Origin of the sequence: Crossiella sp. CA-258035 (assembly GCF_030064675.1) — a bacterium.
In the GTDB taxonomy this organism is placed as follows: Bacteria; Actinomycetota; Actinomycetes; order Mycobacteriales; family Pseudonocardiaceae; genus Crossiella.
In genome coordinates, this window is the sequence record NZ_CP116413.1 from 3779477 (window position 1) to 3795281 (window position 15805).

Genomic DNA, 15805 nt, shown 5'->3' on the forward strand with positions numbered 1-15805 from the left:
CTTGCGGCGCAAGGGATTCGATCCGGGAACCGGTCAGCGCAGGTAACCCGCCAGCGGCAGGTTCAGCTCGCGAACGCCCTGCGCGACCAGCCCGGCCATCTCCGTCGCGCCGGCCACGGAGAAGTGGGTGTTGTCGTTGGCTTCCCTGGTGAGGTACAGCCGCTCGGAGGCGGCCGGGCCCAGCGACTCCACCAGCGCCTTGGTCTTCGCGGTGAGGTCGAGCACCGGCACGTTCGCGCTCCGGCCGAGCGCCCGGATCACCGCGGGCAGGTCCACGCCCTTGTTGTTGACGTGCAACGCCCACGAGTTGAGCTTGCCGCCCTCGAACAGCCTGCGCACCGGCGGCGTCATCAGCACCGGGATGCCGCCGCGTTCGCGCACACCGCCGACCAGCTTCGCGAGGTTGTCGCGGAAGGTGGTCGCGGTGGTGTCCTTGTCGTTGTGCGCCAACTGGATGAACACCAGGTCCCGGCTCTTGATCAGCGGTTTGAGCCTGGGGAACAGCGCCCGGTTGGACAGGAAGCTGTCCGAGCCCTCGTCGGAGTCGCCGTAGTTCGCGACCACCGCGCCGCCGCGCTGCGGAGCACCTGGCCCGCGCGGGTTGCGACGGTTGTGAGAACCTGTCTGCGCGCCTCCACCGACATCGACGTGCTGGCCGGACTGCCGAGGTCAACGGTGACGTCGTAGTTGCCCGGTGCGACCGGGAAGTGGCAGGTGATCGGCGCGGTTCCCGAGCACTGCGGGGGCAGTGCGCTCGGTGCGGCCGTGGTGGGCACGGGGGCCAGGGCGGCCACACCCAGTGCGGCGGTGATGATCGCGAGACGTGGGTTCGGCATCGGTTCTTCTCACGCGTTGGGGAAGCCGTCGACGGCCGCGGCCGGACGGTCCGCCGCTCCCGGGTGGTAGCTCTCCGGCGGGGCGAGGTAGGTGGCGGGCAGGCCGCCGGTGTCCACCACGATCTGGTCCACGACCATGGCGGGGTCCACCATCAGCAGGCGCAGCACGTGCTCGCCGGGTGTGCTGACGGTGAGCGAACCGGTGAGCTTCTCCACGCCCTCGGTGACGTTGCGCGCCCAGGCGTCGTCCTTCTTGCCGGTGGCGATGGCCTGGCCGGAGAGCACCACGGCGGGGCCGTCGTCGAGGGCGATGGCGAGCCGCCGTTTTCCGCGCGCGTCCAATGAGGGCAGGCGGAACACCGTCACCGGGAACGTGCCGGTGCTGGTGAACCGGATCCGGTAGGACAGTTCCGGCGAGCGGGTGGTCAGGTCCTCGGTGATGGGCACGGCGGTCGAGGGCACGGCCTCCACCGCGGCCTGCCGCCTGCCCAGTCCGGTCACCGCGCGCCAGTCCGCGCCACCGCGCGGCACCCGCCGGTGGAAGTGCGCCGCGTCGATGGAGACGTAGCCGTGGGCCTCGACAAAACCCGTTGCGCGCCTGCGGGCCTGCTCGCCGTCGTTGTGCACGCGCAGCGGCACGGACAGGCTCCGCCCGGCCCCGGTGAAGGTCACCGTCGCCTCGTGCCTGCCGAGCGGCGCCCGCTGCCAGTCGATCGAGACCCACACACGGACCTGGTCGGTGACGGTGCCGGAGATCGCGCTCACCCGCACCCACGGGTGAGATGTCGTCGCACGCCAGGGGAAGGAGCGGAAGCCGGTGTTGAAGACGTCCACGAACCGGCGGTCGCGCGGATAGGAGGAGAAGGACAGCGGACGCGCGGCCCCGGTCTCGTTGCCCTCGGCGGCCACGCCCAGCCCCGAGGTTTGCTGCGGCGTCACCCGCACCACGGCCGGACGGCCCGGCGCCTGGGGGATCTGCGAGGGATAGGGGTTGACCACGCCGTTCCACTTGCCGCCGGCGATCTCGGTGGTGTAGCGCCGGGTGAGCGCCTCCTCCTGCGCGTGCGCGGCCTCGCTCAGCTCCGCGTACCGGTTCACCCCCGCGCCGCGGCCCTGCCGGGCGGCCAGCGCGTTGCGGTCCGCCCAGTAGTACTTGAGGTTCATCAGGTAGGCGCCGTGCACCGGGTACTCGACCAGCTCGAAGAAGGCGTCCTGGTAGGCAGGCGGCAGCTGGCGGCCCAGCGCCCGGGTCCGGGTCAGCAGGGCCTCGTGAGCGGCCATCCGCGCGCCCGCCTCGTCGCCGTGGTGCACCAGCGAGATCGAGCCCCGGTCGACGAACTCCGGTCGGCGCTCGGCAGCCAGCCGGGCGAACTCGGTGCGGATGGCGGCGATCTCCCTGCCGTGCCGCTGCCCGAACTGCCTGCCCGCCCACTCGACGAGGAAGTCCTCGACATTGCCCGCGCCCCACCGGTTGATGTCCCAGGCCAGGTCCATGCAGAAGGACAGACCGGCCTCCTGCGACTTGATGTCGCCGACGTTGATCACCCACAGGCGGTCCACGCGGTGCTCGTGGGCGCGGCGCAGCTCCTGCCAGATCTTGCTCAGCTGGGTGGTGTCCAGCCACAGGTAGCTCTTCGGGCTGCCCCAGTACGAGATGTGGTAGTAGAGCCCGTTGCCGCCCGGCCGCCGCTGCTCCTCGCCGGTGGGCATCTGCCGCATGTTGCCGTGGTTGTCATCCGGCCAGACCAGGGTGATGTCCTCGGGCACCCGCACACCGGCGTTGTAGAGGTCCAGGACCTCCTTGTAGGGGATGAAGATCTGCGGGGTGGCGGCGGCGCCGACCTCCTCGGCGAGGATGCGGCGCTGGTCGGTGATGATCTGGTTCATCACCGCGACCTTCTCCGGCACCGTCTTCGCGTGCCGGGTCTGGAAGGCGGAGTCGTGCAGGCCCCGCATGCCGATCGTCCAGCTGCTCTCGAAGGCGGCGTTCTCCCTGGCGCGCGCCCGCCAGTACTCGGCGATCACGCCGGGGTTCACCGTGTAGTCGTACTCCGGCAGGCTGCCGTCGGGGTTGCGGTGCGCCTCCGCCCACGGCTGCCACTCGTGCACCCCGTTGCGCAGCAGCGCTTCCGGGTGGCTGGAGCCGACCACGATGCCGTATTCGTCGGCCAGCCGGACGCTGTCCCGGTGCTTGTTGAAGTGGTCGGTGTAGGGGTGCATGGCCGGCCACAGGTAGTTGGCCTTCAACCGCAGCAACAGCTCGAAGATTCTCTTGTAGGTCTCCGGGCCGATGTTCTTGTCCCGCTCCTGCGTGCGGTTGGACCAGGTGGTCAGGTTCTGCTCGTCGTTGATGAAGATGCCCCGGTACCGCACCGACGGCTCACCACGCTTGACCGTCCCCGCCTCGACGCCCACCGTGCCGCGGCGCGCCACCGGCACGTCGGCCCACCAGTGCCACGGCGACACCCCGATCCGCTCCGAGGTGTCGTAGATGCCGTACACCGCGCCGCGCCGGTCGCTGCCCGCGATCACCAGCGCGCGGTCCACGCCGGGCAGCGGGCGTCGCACCACCTGGGTCACCGAGGCTTCCCACCGCCCGGCCACCCCCGCGACGTCCAGCCTGCCCTCGGCGATCAGTCGGTCGATGACCGGGCTCGCGCCGATGGTGCCGATCAGCACCGCGGTCCCGGACAACCCCGAGGTGGTGCGCTGGAGGCGCGGCCGCACGCCGCTGACCCTGGCCAGGTCGGCGGCCAGGTCGCCCGCGGCACGGGCCACGGCCGGGTCGTCCGCCTGGTCCACGAAGAGGTCGGCGGCGGACCCGTCGTGGACCAGGGCGAGCTCGTCCTGCCCGGCCACCGCGATCCCCGGCAGCAGCGGGGCCACACCGGCGATCGCCATACCGCGCAACAACGACCTGCGGGTCCAGCCGTTCGATTTGTTGTTCGACACCGCTCCCGGCCTTTCCGCGCAAGCTCCGCCGGTCGACGGAGATGTGTTGTGGCGCAACGGTGGAAAGCGCTTACCAGGTACCGTAGGGCGGGTTCGGCGAGGCCGTCAAGCGCACTTCGGGTGAGCCGGGGCGCTCGTGGTTCGCCGCGCGGTGTGCCGCGCTCTGTCCAAAGTGGACGTGTGCACCTCGTCGAACCGCAGGAGGTCGCGTTCGTCCAGCGGGGGCAACCCAAGCCGAGGGCCGCACCGGCCAGTCGATTTCCGCGAATTGCGAAAGGTAAAGATGCGATTACTCGATGCGAATTCTGGTTTGACGAATTCTTTACCTTGGCGGCGGATTCATGCGCGGCTAGCTACGTGAGGGAAACCCCCTTTGTGAAGTGATTGAAGCGTCAATTTCCTTGCTTTTCGTCAGCGCTGTGTCAGGCTCGTGTCACTCGGATGGCGGAGTGCTCTCACCGCCGGTGGACGACGAGGAGGCGGCCGGTGCCCAAGGACCGTGGTGCCTTGCTGAGCAGGGAAGACGAGTTCGCCACCATCGAGAAGTGGGCGGGCGAGCCGGTCCTGGTGGTGGTCCGAGGGAGCGCTGGCGCCGGTAAGACCGCATTGTTGCGGGAAGTGCGGCGTAGCTGGAACGATCGCGGGGTCAAGACGCTCCACATCAGTTTTTCTGAAGCCGGTCCGGAGTGGGACCAGTTCGGCGTGCAGGCCGTGGTGACCGCGTTCCGGGCCAGGTTCGACGAGCTCGGTGACTCGCAGCTGGCGCTGGCACTGGCCGCGGTATGCCGGCTTTCCACCCCGGATGTCTGTCTTTCCCGGCAGACCGGGGCGGCGCTGTTCACCGAGCTGACCCGGTTGTTCGCCGGCCTCGCGCGGAACTCGCCGTCCGCGGTGCTGTTCGACGACACGCACGCCGTGCCGGACTCCGCCTTCGCCGTGGCGGCGGCGCGGCAGGCCGGCGGCACGGTGGTGGCCACCTGCCGGGCCGGGGCCACCCTGCTGAGCGCGCTGGCCGACCAGGTCATCGAGCTGGCACCGCTGTCGGAGAGCCAGACCGAGGAGTTGGTCCGGGCCGCGGCCAAGGGGCCGCTGGACGAGGCCGTCGCACCTGCCGTGCGTGCGGCGCTCGGTCCGTTGCGCGGCAACCCCGGCGCGGTGCGCTCGGTGTTCGACGCGCTCCGGCAGGACGGCCGGCTGACCGCCGTGCACGGCGTGCTGTGCCTGAGCGACCCCGCCGCGCCGATCGCCCTGCCACCGGGCCATCCGCTGGTGCGGCTGGTGGCGGAGGCGGCGGAGCCGGGTCCTCGGCTGGTCGCGGTGGTCGCCTCCGCCGGGCGGTTCCTGGTCGACGACCTGCTCACCCTTGCCGAGGCGGCCGGATGGGACCCGGCGGCCAGCGGCCGCGCCGTCGACGCGTTCGTGGCCGAGGGCGTGCTGGCCTGCGAGGCCGGGGGAGGGCTGGTGCTGCCCTGCCCGGCGCTGGCCGCCGCCGTGCTCGACCTGGTGGGCGCACAGCAGGTGCGTGCGCTGCACCGGGTGCTCGCCGAGCACCTGCTGAGCGGGCGAGCGGCACCGGTGCCCGACCCGGTCCTGCTCGCCGAGCAGGTCGCGCTGGCCGGTCCCGAGCTGCCGCCTGCCGCCGCCGTGGTGCCGCTGCTGTGCGGCGAGGCGGCCAGGGTGCTGCCTGCCGACCCGGTGGCGGCGGCCCGCTGGTACCGCGCCGCGCTGGCGCACTGCCGCCCGCACGATCCCGGCCGGGTGCCCGAACTGACCAGCTCGCTGCTGCACCTGTTGGTCCGCATCGGCCGCTACGACTGGCTGGCCGAGGTGGTCGCCGAGGCGGTCGCCGAGGCGGCGCCCGCCGCGCTGCGGCACGAGCTCGCGGCCGCGGCGGCCATGGCGGCGCTGCACACCGGCATCCCGGTGCCGCCCGCCGTGCACCAGGCGCTGGCCACCGACCCGGCCTGCCGGGCCCCGCTGGAGTTCGCCGCGCGCTGGTTCGGTGGCCGGGAAGCCTTGCGGCTGAACGAGTTCACCGAGGCGTTCCGCGCCTTCCGGCGCCACGCGCCCGCCGGGCCACGGCCCGCCCGCGACGACATCGAGATCGCCGGTGGGCGGCACGACCTGGTGGCGCTGTTCGGGTTCCTGTTGGGCGCGGAGTACGGCGCGCCGGAGCACGGCCCGGTGGCCCGGTACCGGCGGATCATCACCGGCTACCACCGGGGGGAGTGGGCCGCCGTGCTCTCCGCGATCAGGGCGCTGGAGTGCGGCGGCGGCCCGGACACCCCCGTGCACCACCTGAGCCGCCTGTTCGCCGCGGAGATCCTGTCCTGCGAGGGCGAGTTCGCCCGCGCGTCCCGCTGGCTGGCCGAGGTCCAGGCGGACTGCCCGTTCCCGGCCATGTGGGGCTGGGCGGAGACCGGTCTGCTGTGGCGCGGCGGGCAGACGAGGGCGGCGATCGAGGCGGGCTGGCGCAGCTACGCGCTGGCGGCGCGGGCGGCTGAGCGCGGCATCGTGGTGGGACTGCACTGGCTGCTGGTCCGGCTGGCCATGCTGGAGTCCGAAGCCGGGGATGCGGACAAGCTGCGGGAGCTGGGCGGGCTGGCCCGGCAGTGGCACGCGCGCTACGGCGGCCGCAGGCTGCGGATGGCCGAGCTGATGGTGGGCGCGCTGGCCGAGGGCGACCTCGCCGACGCGCTCGCCGCGGTCGAGGCGCTGCGCGCCCACGACAACCAGAGCGAGCTCATGCGCGCCTGCCTGATCGCCTCGCGGGTGGCCGAGGAGCCGCGGCCATGGCTGCACGAGGCCTACGAGATCGCCCGTCACCTGGGCGGCGACCGGCTGCGCCTGGACATCAAGGCCAAGATGCGCGAGCGCGGGGTGGCCCCGCCCCGGCGGCGCAACGCGTCCGCCGAACTGTCCACTGTGGAGCTTCGCATCATCGCGTTGATCCAGCAGGGGCTGACGAACCGGCAGATCGCCGGTGCGCTGCGGGTCAGTGAGAAGACCGTGGAAGGCCACCTCACCCGGCTGTTCGCCAGAACCGGCTGCCGCTCCCGCCTCGACCTCGCCACCGCCAGCATCGAGGGCCGCCTCCCGCTCACCACCGCCTGACCCCGCGTTGGCAGAAACCACCAATTTCGCTGGCGCGTTGCGGAACAATGACCAGCGATGTCCGTACAGCTCGCATTCGGCCTGACCGCCGGAGCTGGGTCGCGCTGCTGGCTGCCCACCTCCGGCGGCCGAGCCCTGCCCAGACCCGCCGAGGACCGGGCAGGCGCGCACCCGCCCGGCGCTGCCGTCGCCGTCGGACCGGCCGAGGCCAGTCCCGAGGCGGTCCGGGAAGCGTGCGCGCAGCTGGTCCTGTTGGCGGGCAAGGAGACCGAGGTCGCCGCGGCGGGCGTCGACCTCGGTGGCGGCTTCACCTCGGCCCGGCTGGCCGGGGCGCACGGCGACCGGCGGGACGCGGTGCTGGCCGCCCTGCGGGTCCTCGGCGCCGAGGGCGCGCACCGGCTGGGCGACCGGGCCGCCGTCCTGGTGGCGCTGTTCGGGCCGTCAGCGACCAAGCGGGTCGGCGCGGCCGCGCACACCGCGGTCGCCGAGGAGCGCTGGGCGGCGCTGGGCCTGGCCTCCGCGGCCTCGGACCTGCTCGGCCCGGAGCAGCTGGAGCGCCTGCTCGAACTGCGCGCGCCGGAGGGGATCGACCCGTTCCCGCGCGGCGCGGCCTCCACGCTGGCCGGGCACCTGGCCAGGGTATTGGCGGGCTATCCCCGGCCACGGCGGTTACAGCTGATCGTCAGCCTGTGTGAGCAGGTGTGCGCGCGGTTGGCCCAGCGGCAGCAGTTGGCCCGCCTGGCCGCCAAGCAAACCAGTGCGGACCGGATCGACAAGCTCCGCGAACGGCACCAGGAGCACTTCGACGAGGCGATCCTGCAACGGCTGGACGGGTCGTTCGACGACCCCCCGACGTTGGCCGCCGCGGCCCGCTGGCGGCCACCCCGGTGGTGGACCGCCAGTGAGCTCCGCCGGTTGGTGCACGACGCCATCGCGGCGACCGCGCTGCTGCGGTTCGCCAGGGCCGTCTCCGGTGAAGGTCTCGCGGCCGCCGCGGCGAAGCACCGCGCCGAGCTGGTCGCCGCCGACGCCTGCCTCACCGACAGCGCGCGGTCCGCGGCCGCCCGCCGCCGCGAGGGCGGCCACAGCCACCCGGCGCGGCCGGGGGTCTACCTGCACCAGATGCTCCAGTCGCTGGAGCCGGGGCGGGCGATCACCGGGAAGACCGAGATCGCGGTGCGCACCCGGCTCGCCATGGCGCGCAACTACGGCGTGGTCGTCTTCGACGCGGTGACCGGCTTGCTGGCGGACCTGGATGACCAACCCCTGCACGAGGACTGGGGTGCCTTCCAGCCGTGGCAGGTCAGCCGGTTGCGCCAGTGGCGGGCGGCGGCGGGGTTCTCCCGGGCGCCGGGCGGCTGGGAGCAGCCGCCGCTGGCCGACGCGCACGCCGACGGCCCGACGGCGACGCTGGCGCAGCGGCTGGCCGCCACTCCCGGCGCGGACCCGGCCTCGGTGGAGGAGCCGCACGACCTGCTGTGGTTCGCCGACCTCGCCGACGCGCTGGCGCCCTTCCACGGCAACACCTCCGCCACCGCGCGCCCGGCGCGACCGGCGCCCGAGCTGGACTACCGGACGGCCCAGCCGGACCAGGAGCGGCCGCGCGCCGACTCCGTGCCGCTGGCCGTCGCCGAAGTGGCCCAGCTGGTCGCCTTCGGCGCGTCGCCGCCGCCCCGCTGCCGGAGCTGGGCGGAGCTGGCCGAGGGCGTCAGCGCGGCCGCGGTGGTCGTCGAGGCCAGCGTGGGCGCCTTTCCCATCCCCGCCGAAGTGTCCACTGTGGACAAAAAGATCATTCCGAACACCGGGCTGACCGTGGAGCTGGGGCGCGAGCCGCGGCAACTGGCCGACTGGTCCGCCTACATGGGCAACTGCATCGGCGAGTCCTGGTACGCCGAGCAGGCCCGCCGCGGCCAGTGCGTGCTGATGGCGTTGCGGGACCCGGCCGATGACCGCATCGTGGCCAACCTGGACATCCGGCGGCTCACCGGCGGCTGGCACGCCTTCGAGCTGCGCGCCCGCTTCAACGACCACCTGGCCCCGGAACTGGTGGAGCAGGTCAAGAAATGGGTGACCGGCCTCCCGGCCCCCGCGCCACCCGCCACCGAGCCCCCGGAGCCCGTGCCGCCGGTGCGGGCCCGGGGCGGCGCCGCCCGCCGTTCCGCGGCGGCCCGCCTGCCCGTCGAGCTCACCCGCGCGCTGACCGCTGAGGTGGCGCGGGAGCTGGCCACCTCACCGGTCGCCTCGGCCCGGCGCGTCTATGCCACGCTGGCGCGGGGGATCGGCAAGCCCGGTCAGCCCACCGACTTCGAACCCGAGGCGGCGGTGATCGCGCTGAAACGCCTCGGCCCGGCCGAGCACGTCGACCTGCTCCGCTCCGCGTTGGAGACCGGGCTCGGCGCGGCCGCGCTGTGGCAGGCCACCCGGGTCCGGCCACTGGCCGCCGCGGTGAACCGGCTGGACCCGGCGCTGCGCGAGTACGACCGCGTCGCCACACTCACTGGCGCGGAGCCGTTGCCGCGCTCACTGCGCGCGCTGGTGCGCCGTGCGGAGATCACCCCGGCGCACGCCATGGACGTGGTGGCGCGGGCGGTCCGGGCGGCGGTGGGCGAACTGGTCTGCGACCCGGCGCTGGGCCGGTCGGTGGCCCGCAGGCCCGCGCCGGAGCTGGTGTGCGCGCTGGCGATCTCGGCCACCTGCGCGACACGGTCCACAATGGACGGTGTGGTGCGGGTGAGCGAGCCGCGGAAGGTGACGGTGCCGGGCTTTCCGGCCAGCGAGCTGTTCGACGAGCAGGGGCCGTGGCAGCGGGCGCTGGCCGCGGCGGCCGAGCTCGGCGCGCCGGTGGAGGTCTTCGCCGAGCGGATCGCCGAGCACGGGCTGCTGGTCCCGGCGACGTTGCTGGACAAGGGCGGCTGGCCTGCCCTGTGGCGGCGCGCGCACCGCTGACCGGGTGCTCCGCGCGGGTGATCTCGGCCGTTGCCGCCATGCCCGGGCCGGTGAGGCGACAGACTGGTGTGCGTGGCGGAGGGGGCTGGGATGGGCGACGGAATCCAGGGACCGGTGGCGCAGGTCGGTTCCGGGTCACCGCGCGGGCGGTGGCGGACCACCAGAGCCGTGCTGTGGGCCTTCGTGCCGTTCCTGCTCCTGGTTGGTGTCTCCGGCTGCACCGAGGAAGGCTCGGCCGTGAACGGCCAGACCCCGTACTGCGTCGCCCAGTGGCGCCTCGCCGACGGGCGCACCGACCGCGGCAGGGTCCTCGGAACCGGCACCGCTCCCGGTGGGACGATCTTCGCCGGGGACGGGTTCGCCTTCTCCTCGGCCGCACCGCTGCACTGGAGGGTGTGGTGCTTCGGGGCGCTGGGCGTCGGTGGGCTCGGTGTGCTGATCGGCGCGGGCGTGCTGCACCGGTTGGACGTCAAGCGCCGCCGAACTGGCCGGTGAGGATGGCGGTGGCCAGGTCGACGCGGGAGCGGTAGCCGCTGCGCTGGAACATCCGGGACAGCCTGCCTTCGACGCTCTTCTCGCTGGTCTGCAGCAGGGTGGCGAGCTGGCGGTTGCCCAGGCCCTCGGCCACCAGCACGGCCAGCAGCCGCTCGTTCTCGGCGAGGGTGGCCTGCCTGCCGGGCACCGCGACGCCGTGCCGGCGCATCAGGGTGCGCAGCCAGGAGCGGCTCATCAGCGCGTCCAGTTCCCCGTACCGCTGGTAGGACTCGGCCAGCAGAGCGGGCGCGCCGATGCCGTAGCGCACCAGACGTTCCAGCACGATGGCCTGTTCCAGTGGTTGTGCCCGCGTGCGCAGCAGGTCCAGTGCCGCCCGCGCCGCGTGCTGGTCCTCGTGCACGAGCGCGTGCAGGGTGAGCCGGTTCAGTTCGGCGCGTTCGGTGCCCAGTCGCGCCGCCACCTGCTCGACCTTGGCCAGGTACGTTGGCAGGCAGCCGGGATCGTCGATGCTGACGTCCAGGTCGGCCAGGGCCAGCCACACCTCGTCGACGTGTGCGAGCACGCCCTCTTGCTCGGCTTGGCGCACCGCGGCCAGCAGGATCGAGCGCACCCGGCCGGTCTCGCCGAAGGCCCACTCGTACAGCGCCTCGGGCAGGGCCAGCAGGTGTGGCAGCGCGGGGCCCCTGGCGCGGGCGGCGGCGATGAGCTCCCGGCCGCGGAAGAGCCTGCCGCCGAGCAGCTGGATGGTCGCGGCCAGCTGGCACATCGCGGTCTGGCCGGGGTCGCAGCCGTTGGGCGCGCTGGTGGCGATCTCCTTGCGGGCCAGCTCCAGCGCTTCCGGGAACCGGCCGTCGCCGACCGCCCGCAGCATCCGGCTCGGCAGGGCTAGCTGGACCGGCAGATTGGTCTCGGTCAGCAGCCGCTCGGCCCGGTGTGGTTCGCCGAGCACCAGCAGGGCCCCGGTGTGCGCGAGCAGCTCGGGCACCGGCCGCTCGCCCGCCGCCACCCGCCGCGGCAGGGCGGCCACCTCCTGGTCGAACTCCGAGCGGTCGCCCAGCCACAGGTGGACCAGGGAGCTGAAGGAGCGGACCTGCTGGGCCACCTCCTCGTCGGCGGCCGGGTCCGCGCGGATCTCCCGCAGCAGCTCCCGCGTCACCAGCCACCGGCCCAGCAGCGTCAGGGCGAACGCGCGCAACAGCTTGGCGTGCAAGGGAGTGCGGGCTCCTGGGGCGGAGCGGCCCTCGGCGGTCTCGGTCAGCGCGTCCTGGTCGCCGGCGCGGTGCAGCGCGGTCAGCCGGAGGAAGCAGACCGCCAGCAGCCGTCCGTGCGACAGCTCCTCGGCGTGCGCCCGCAACACCGTCTCCACCGACTCCAGCGCGCCGGTGGGCTGGCCGTGGGCCAGGCAGGTGTGCGCATGCCGCAGCAGCAGCTCAAGGCGTCCGGCCCGGTCCGCGGTGAGCTCGGTGGCGGCCCGCAGCCATGGGATCGCCTGGTCGCCGGGGACGGTGCCGGCGGCGGCGAGCAGATCGGCCAGCGCCCGCTCGGGGTCGACCAGCCTGCCGGCCTGCACGAGCTGGTCGGGCAGGTAGCCGGGCAGCTCGCAGCTCGCCTGCCCCGACCACAGCGCGAGCACCGCGAGCTGGGCCAGCCTGCGCCGCTCGTACGGGCCCAGCGCCCAGGTCAGCGCGCCCGCGACCAGTGGCAGCCGGAACGTCCAGCCCGCGCCGCCTCGTCTGCGCCGCAGCACCCCGGCCTCGGCCAGCAACCGCAGCTGGCCCTGCGCCGCCGGTTCCGGCACGCCCAGCGCCTCGCCGACCAGCCGCGCCGCGGCCGGGCCGAGCGGCCACAGCACCGCGACCGCCTTGGCCGCGGCCCAGGCCGCCGGGCCCAGACGGCGGATCGCCACCAGCACCTCGTGCTGCTCGGACAGTTCCGGCCTGCCGGGCCACGGGGACAGGTAGGCGTGCCGGTCCACCACCCGGAGCAGGCCGCTGTCCCTGCCGATCGCCAGCGCGGCCCCGACCGCGGCGGGCCAGCCCCTGGTGATCTGCCACAGCAGGTCGACCAGCGCCGGTTCGGGCGCCCCGCCGAGCAGCGAGGTGACCAAGGTGGGCAGTGCGGTGCGGGGCAGCGGACGCAGGATCACCTGGTGCAGCAGGCCATCCCGGGACAGTCGCGCCGCGCCGGCCAGCAACGCCGGGACGCTCTGGCCGCACAACGGCAGCGCGACGGTGCCCACGCACGCGGAACCGGTGCCGGCCAACTGCCGGATGAGCGCCTCCAGCGAGCCCAGCCCCGCCGGCGGCAGCCGGTGCAGGTCCTTGAGCAGCAGGAGCGTGCCGGCCGCGCCACGCAGCAAGGCGGTCGCGGGGATCAGCTCCAGCAGGGTGGTGCCGGAAGCCGAGCAGGCGAAGGACAGGTCCACCACCCGCACGTGCGCGAAGTCGTTCGCGCAGTGCCGGTGCAGGTGGTCGGCGACCGCGTCGAGGTCGGCTCCGGACGGTCCACTGAGGACGGTCAACGGCGGGTGCCCCGGTGTGCGCAGCGCCCGGGCCAGGTCGAGGGCGAGCCGTTCGCCGGGCGGGACGAAACGGTCAGGCTGCACGGTGCTCGCTCATCGAGGGCCACCCTAGCCGGAGCCCGGCGGGACCCGCCTGCCGCACGGGCCGCACCCGGCCGGGAACACCCGGCCGGGTGAGGCCACGCGGTGATCAGCAGGTGGAGTTGGTCTGGGTGAGCAGGCCCAGCCGCCAGGGCAGCAGGTTGTAGGGGTCGTTCGCGGCGGGGTCCTTGCCCTGGTAGAGGTAGCGCAGATTGCACTCGCTGATGGTCATGTTCTGGTCGATGCCGTTGCGGATCAGCTCGCCGTGGCTGATGTCCTTGGTCCACGGCGTGCCGGTGAAGGTGGTGTTGCCGGCGCGGGCGAACGGGTTGGCCTCGGTGTCGGCGAGTGCCTTCCACGGGCCGGTGATGGCAGGCCCGGTCCAGGACCGGAAGTAGCGCCTGCCGTCGGAGCCGATGGCCTCCACGATCAGCAGGTACTCCTCGCGGCCGGAGATCTTGTACACGTTGGGCGCCTCGAACAGCTTGAACTTGTCCGGGTCCCGCATCGCGATCACGGTGTTGCCCATGCCGTTGGGGAAGTTGGCCAGGCTGGTCTCCGAGCGGTAGAGCTGCCCGTTGTCGTCGCTGGAGAACAGGTGGCACCTGGCGTTGTCGCAGACCACCCAGAAGTCGACCCAGTGGCCGTTGCCGATGTTGTCCCTGATGATCTGCGGCATCCCGTTGGCGTAGAACTTCTTCGGCGCGCTCCAGGACCGGGGGTTGCCGATGTCGCGGGTGGTGGCGTAGGCGGCGTTGTCGCCGGTCTGGAAGACCAGGTACCACAGCCGCTGCGGGGCGAAGTAGAACACGTGCGGCGCGGTCTTGTAGCCGGTGCCGATCGCGGTGGTGTCCAGGTAGTGGTGCTGCGCGGAGTTCGCCTGCGACCAGTCGGTGAAGTTCAGGTACACCATGCTGTAGGCGCCGTTGTTGTTGGTGGTGCTGGCGAAGACGTGGTAGCGGCCGTTGTGGTGGACCACGGTGGGGTCCTTGACCGCGCGGATGTTGTGCGTGGCATCGGACTTCGGCCCGATGACGACGTTGCTGGAGCGCCACTGGAAGCTGGTCGGCAGGGCAGCGCCGGCCTCGGTGGCGACCGCGGCGAGCGAGGCCGCCACCAGGCTCAGGCAGGTGAGCAGGGATCTGATGCGCATGGTCGTGTCTCCATCACGGGTGCTAGCCGGTGATCCGGTAGGTGACCAGCGAGCGGCCGGGCACGGTGGCGGTGAACGCGCCGCCGGTGACCCGGATCGCGGACTGGGCCTTGGTGCTGTTGGCGTTGTTGGTCAGGTACGGGGTGGCGGTGCCGGTGGTGATGCCGGTGCGCGGCAACGAGAAGCTCAGCGGGGCCGCGCTGTTCGCGGTGTTGAGCGCGACCACGGCCAGCGAGCCGTCGCTGTTGCGGTACGCGGACAGCCGCAGCGCGCCGTCGGCGGTGCTCGCGCCGATCCTGGTGGCGTTCGGCCGGATGAACCGGCTGTAGTTGGCCAGCGCCCACAGCCGCTTGGACACCCGGTAGCTGTCGCCGTCGAGCTGGATGAGGCCGCGGGTGGCGCCGGTGGAGGCGCCGTACCAGTACACGTAGCCGTTGACGTTGCCGGTGGTGAGCGCGGTGTGCACGGCCTGGGCGATGGCGAAGCCGTCGTAGCCGCTGCCGTCGTCCCAGCTCTCCTTCCAGGTCTCGCCCTTGGGGTTCCACTCCGACATCCAGGTGCGCCGGGAGGTCGGCAGCGGGCCGGTGATCTGGCTGGCGTAGGTGTGTCCGGTGTGGACGGACACGGCGGCCCGCGCGGCCGGGTCGGCCTCGATCGTGTTGGTGTAGGCGTGTTGCTGGTGCCAGCCGAAGGAGTCGCAACAGGTGACCCGCAGGCCCGCGTTCGCCGCGACCGGCCCGAGCACCTTGGCGAACTCCACCGCCTGGGCCGGGGTGAACCGCATGGAGGAGTAGTCGGTGGTGTAGTCGGGTTCGTTGGTGAACCCGAGATCGTTGATCCGGATGCCCTCCTGGGCGTAGAACTTGGCGTACTGCACCAGGTAGCCGGCGTACGCGCGCCGCCAGTCACCGCTCGCGCAGGAGGCCCCGGCCAGGCCGCACAGCGTGCCGCCGTTGGCCTCGTCGCCGTTGGTCTTCATGTAGCCCGGCGCGCTCCAGGCGTTGGCGTAGAAGCGGTTCACCCCGTATGCCTTGGCCTGCTTGGCCAGCCACACCTGTTCGGTGTCCTTGCCGTCCCAGACGTAGCGCGGGGTCGCGTTCGGCCCGCCGGGGTTCTTGGGCTGGATCGAGGTGCCGGGGGTGGACCCGATGTGCAGCCGCAGGATGGACATGCCGGCCCCCGTGCTGCCGGAGAACAGCAGGTCCAGGACCTCCTTCTGCCGCTGAGCGGGCAGTCCCGCCGAACCGTGCATGACCGCGGCCCGGCCGAAGGCCTCGGAGAAGCCGAAACCGTCGATCGGCTGGTGGGTCCGCCCGCCGTCGATGGTGGCCGCGGTGGCCGCGTGCGCCGCGGACGGGCCGAGCAGCAGGGAGCCGAGGCCCAGCAGGGTGGTCGCGGTCAGCACGGCCAGTCGTCCCGGAACGCGACGGCGGGTGCGGGTCCTGGGCATGGCGGAACCTTCCACGGATGGGCGAGGAACCTGGCAGAGCAACAAGGAGGTTACGTCTGCCGGTTGGCCGTGTCAGTAGCCCGTGCAGTGGATGTGTGGGCGCGATCTCCTTGCTGGCAAGGGAGTTCGACTCGATTCGAATCGAATCACAAAGATCCACTGTGGACGGTCAGGCGATCGGAGGTCGATGGGTGATGAGTTTGACCATGGTGTGTGGCCGGGCAGGAGCAGCCGTTTCCGCATGTGCGGGTCCGGTT

8 protein-coding genes are annotated in these 15805 nt (G+C 72.8%); 3 read left to right on the top strand and 5 right to left on the bottom strand.

The annotated features are described in order from the left end of the window. Positions 1-33 precede the first annotated feature (33 nt). Both N8J89_RS17340 and N8J89_RS17345 read right to left on the bottom strand, forming a co-directional pair. Entirely contained in the window at positions 34-564 is a 531-nt protein-coding gene (locus N8J89_RS17340; RefSeq protein ID WP_283665391.1) for a GDSL-type esterase/lipase family protein, read from the bottom strand. A gap of 281 nt (positions 565-845) precedes the next feature. Further along, positions 846-3788, bottom strand: a complete 2943-nt coding sequence (locus N8J89_RS17345; RefSeq protein ID WP_283665392.1) for a glycosyl hydrolase 115 family protein — start codon at positions 3786-3788, stop codon at positions 846-848. 486 nt (positions 3789-4274) lie between these two features. Between N8J89_RS17345 and N8J89_RS17350 the strand changes: the two genes are divergently transcribed. The 3 genes from N8J89_RS17350 to N8J89_RS17360 all read left to right on the top strand — a co-directional run bounded on the left by N8J89_RS17350 (position 4275) and on the right by N8J89_RS17360 (position 10343). After that, positions 4275-6902: a helix-turn-helix transcriptional regulator gene (locus tag N8J89_RS17350; RefSeq protein WP_283665393.1), complete on the top strand. Its 2628-nt coding sequence runs from the start codon at positions 4275-4277 to the stop codon at positions 6900-6902. Between the two features lie 57 nt (positions 6903-6959). Continuing rightward, positions 6960-9848: an amino acid adenylation domain-containing protein gene (locus tag N8J89_RS17355; protein ID WP_283665394.1), complete on the top strand. Its 2889-nt coding sequence runs from the start codon at positions 6960-6962 to the stop codon at positions 9846-9848. Between the two features lie 90 nt (positions 9849-9938). Beyond that, a complete protein-coding gene (locus tag N8J89_RS17360) occupies positions 9939-10343 on the top strand; it encodes a hypothetical protein (protein ID WP_283665395.1) in 405 nt (134 codons plus the stop codon). On the opposite strand, the gene N8J89_RS17365 is transcribed toward N8J89_RS17360, so the two are convergent. The 3 genes from N8J89_RS17365 to N8J89_RS17375 all read right to left on the bottom strand — a co-directional run bounded on the left by N8J89_RS17365 (position 10318) and on the right by N8J89_RS17375 (position 15548). Beyond that, on the bottom strand, positions 10318-12948 hold the full coding sequence (locus N8J89_RS17365; RefSeq protein ID WP_283665396.1) for a helix-turn-helix domain-containing protein: 2631 nt from the start codon (positions 12946-12948) through the stop codon (positions 10318-10320). The genes N8J89_RS17360 and N8J89_RS17365 overlap by 26 nt on opposite strands. Before the next feature lie 106 nt (positions 12949-13054). Further along, positions 13055-14098: a glycoside hydrolase family 62 protein gene (locus tag N8J89_RS17370; protein ID WP_283665397.1), complete on the bottom strand. Its 1044-nt coding sequence runs from the start codon at positions 14096-14098 to the stop codon at positions 13055-13057. Between the two features lie 22 nt (positions 14099-14120). Then, complete coding sequence (locus N8J89_RS17375; protein WP_283665398.1) at positions 14121-15548, bottom strand: glycoside hydrolase family 30 protein; 1428 nt, start codon at positions 15546-15548, stop codon at positions 14121-14123. Between the last annotated feature and the right edge of the window lie 257 nt (positions 15549-15805).

Bases quoted from the DNA above. Each gene is read 5' to 3' on its own strand.
- N8J89_RS17355 (WP_283665394.1), top strand. From the start codon at position 6,960: ATGTCCGTACAGCTCGCATTCGGCCTGACCGCCGGAGCTGGGTCGCGC.
- N8J89_RS17360 (WP_283665395.1), top strand. From the start codon at position 9,939: ATGGGCGACGGAATCCAGGGACCGGTGGCGCAGGTCGGTTCCGGGTCA.
- N8J89_RS17370 (WP_283665397.1), bottom strand. From the start codon at position 14,098: ATGCGCATCAGATCCCTGCTCACCTGCCTGAGCCTGGTGGCGGCCTCG.
- N8J89_RS17375 (WP_283665398.1), bottom strand. From the start codon at position 15,548: ATGCCCAGGACCCGCACCCGCCGTCGCGTTCCGGGACGACTGGCCGTG.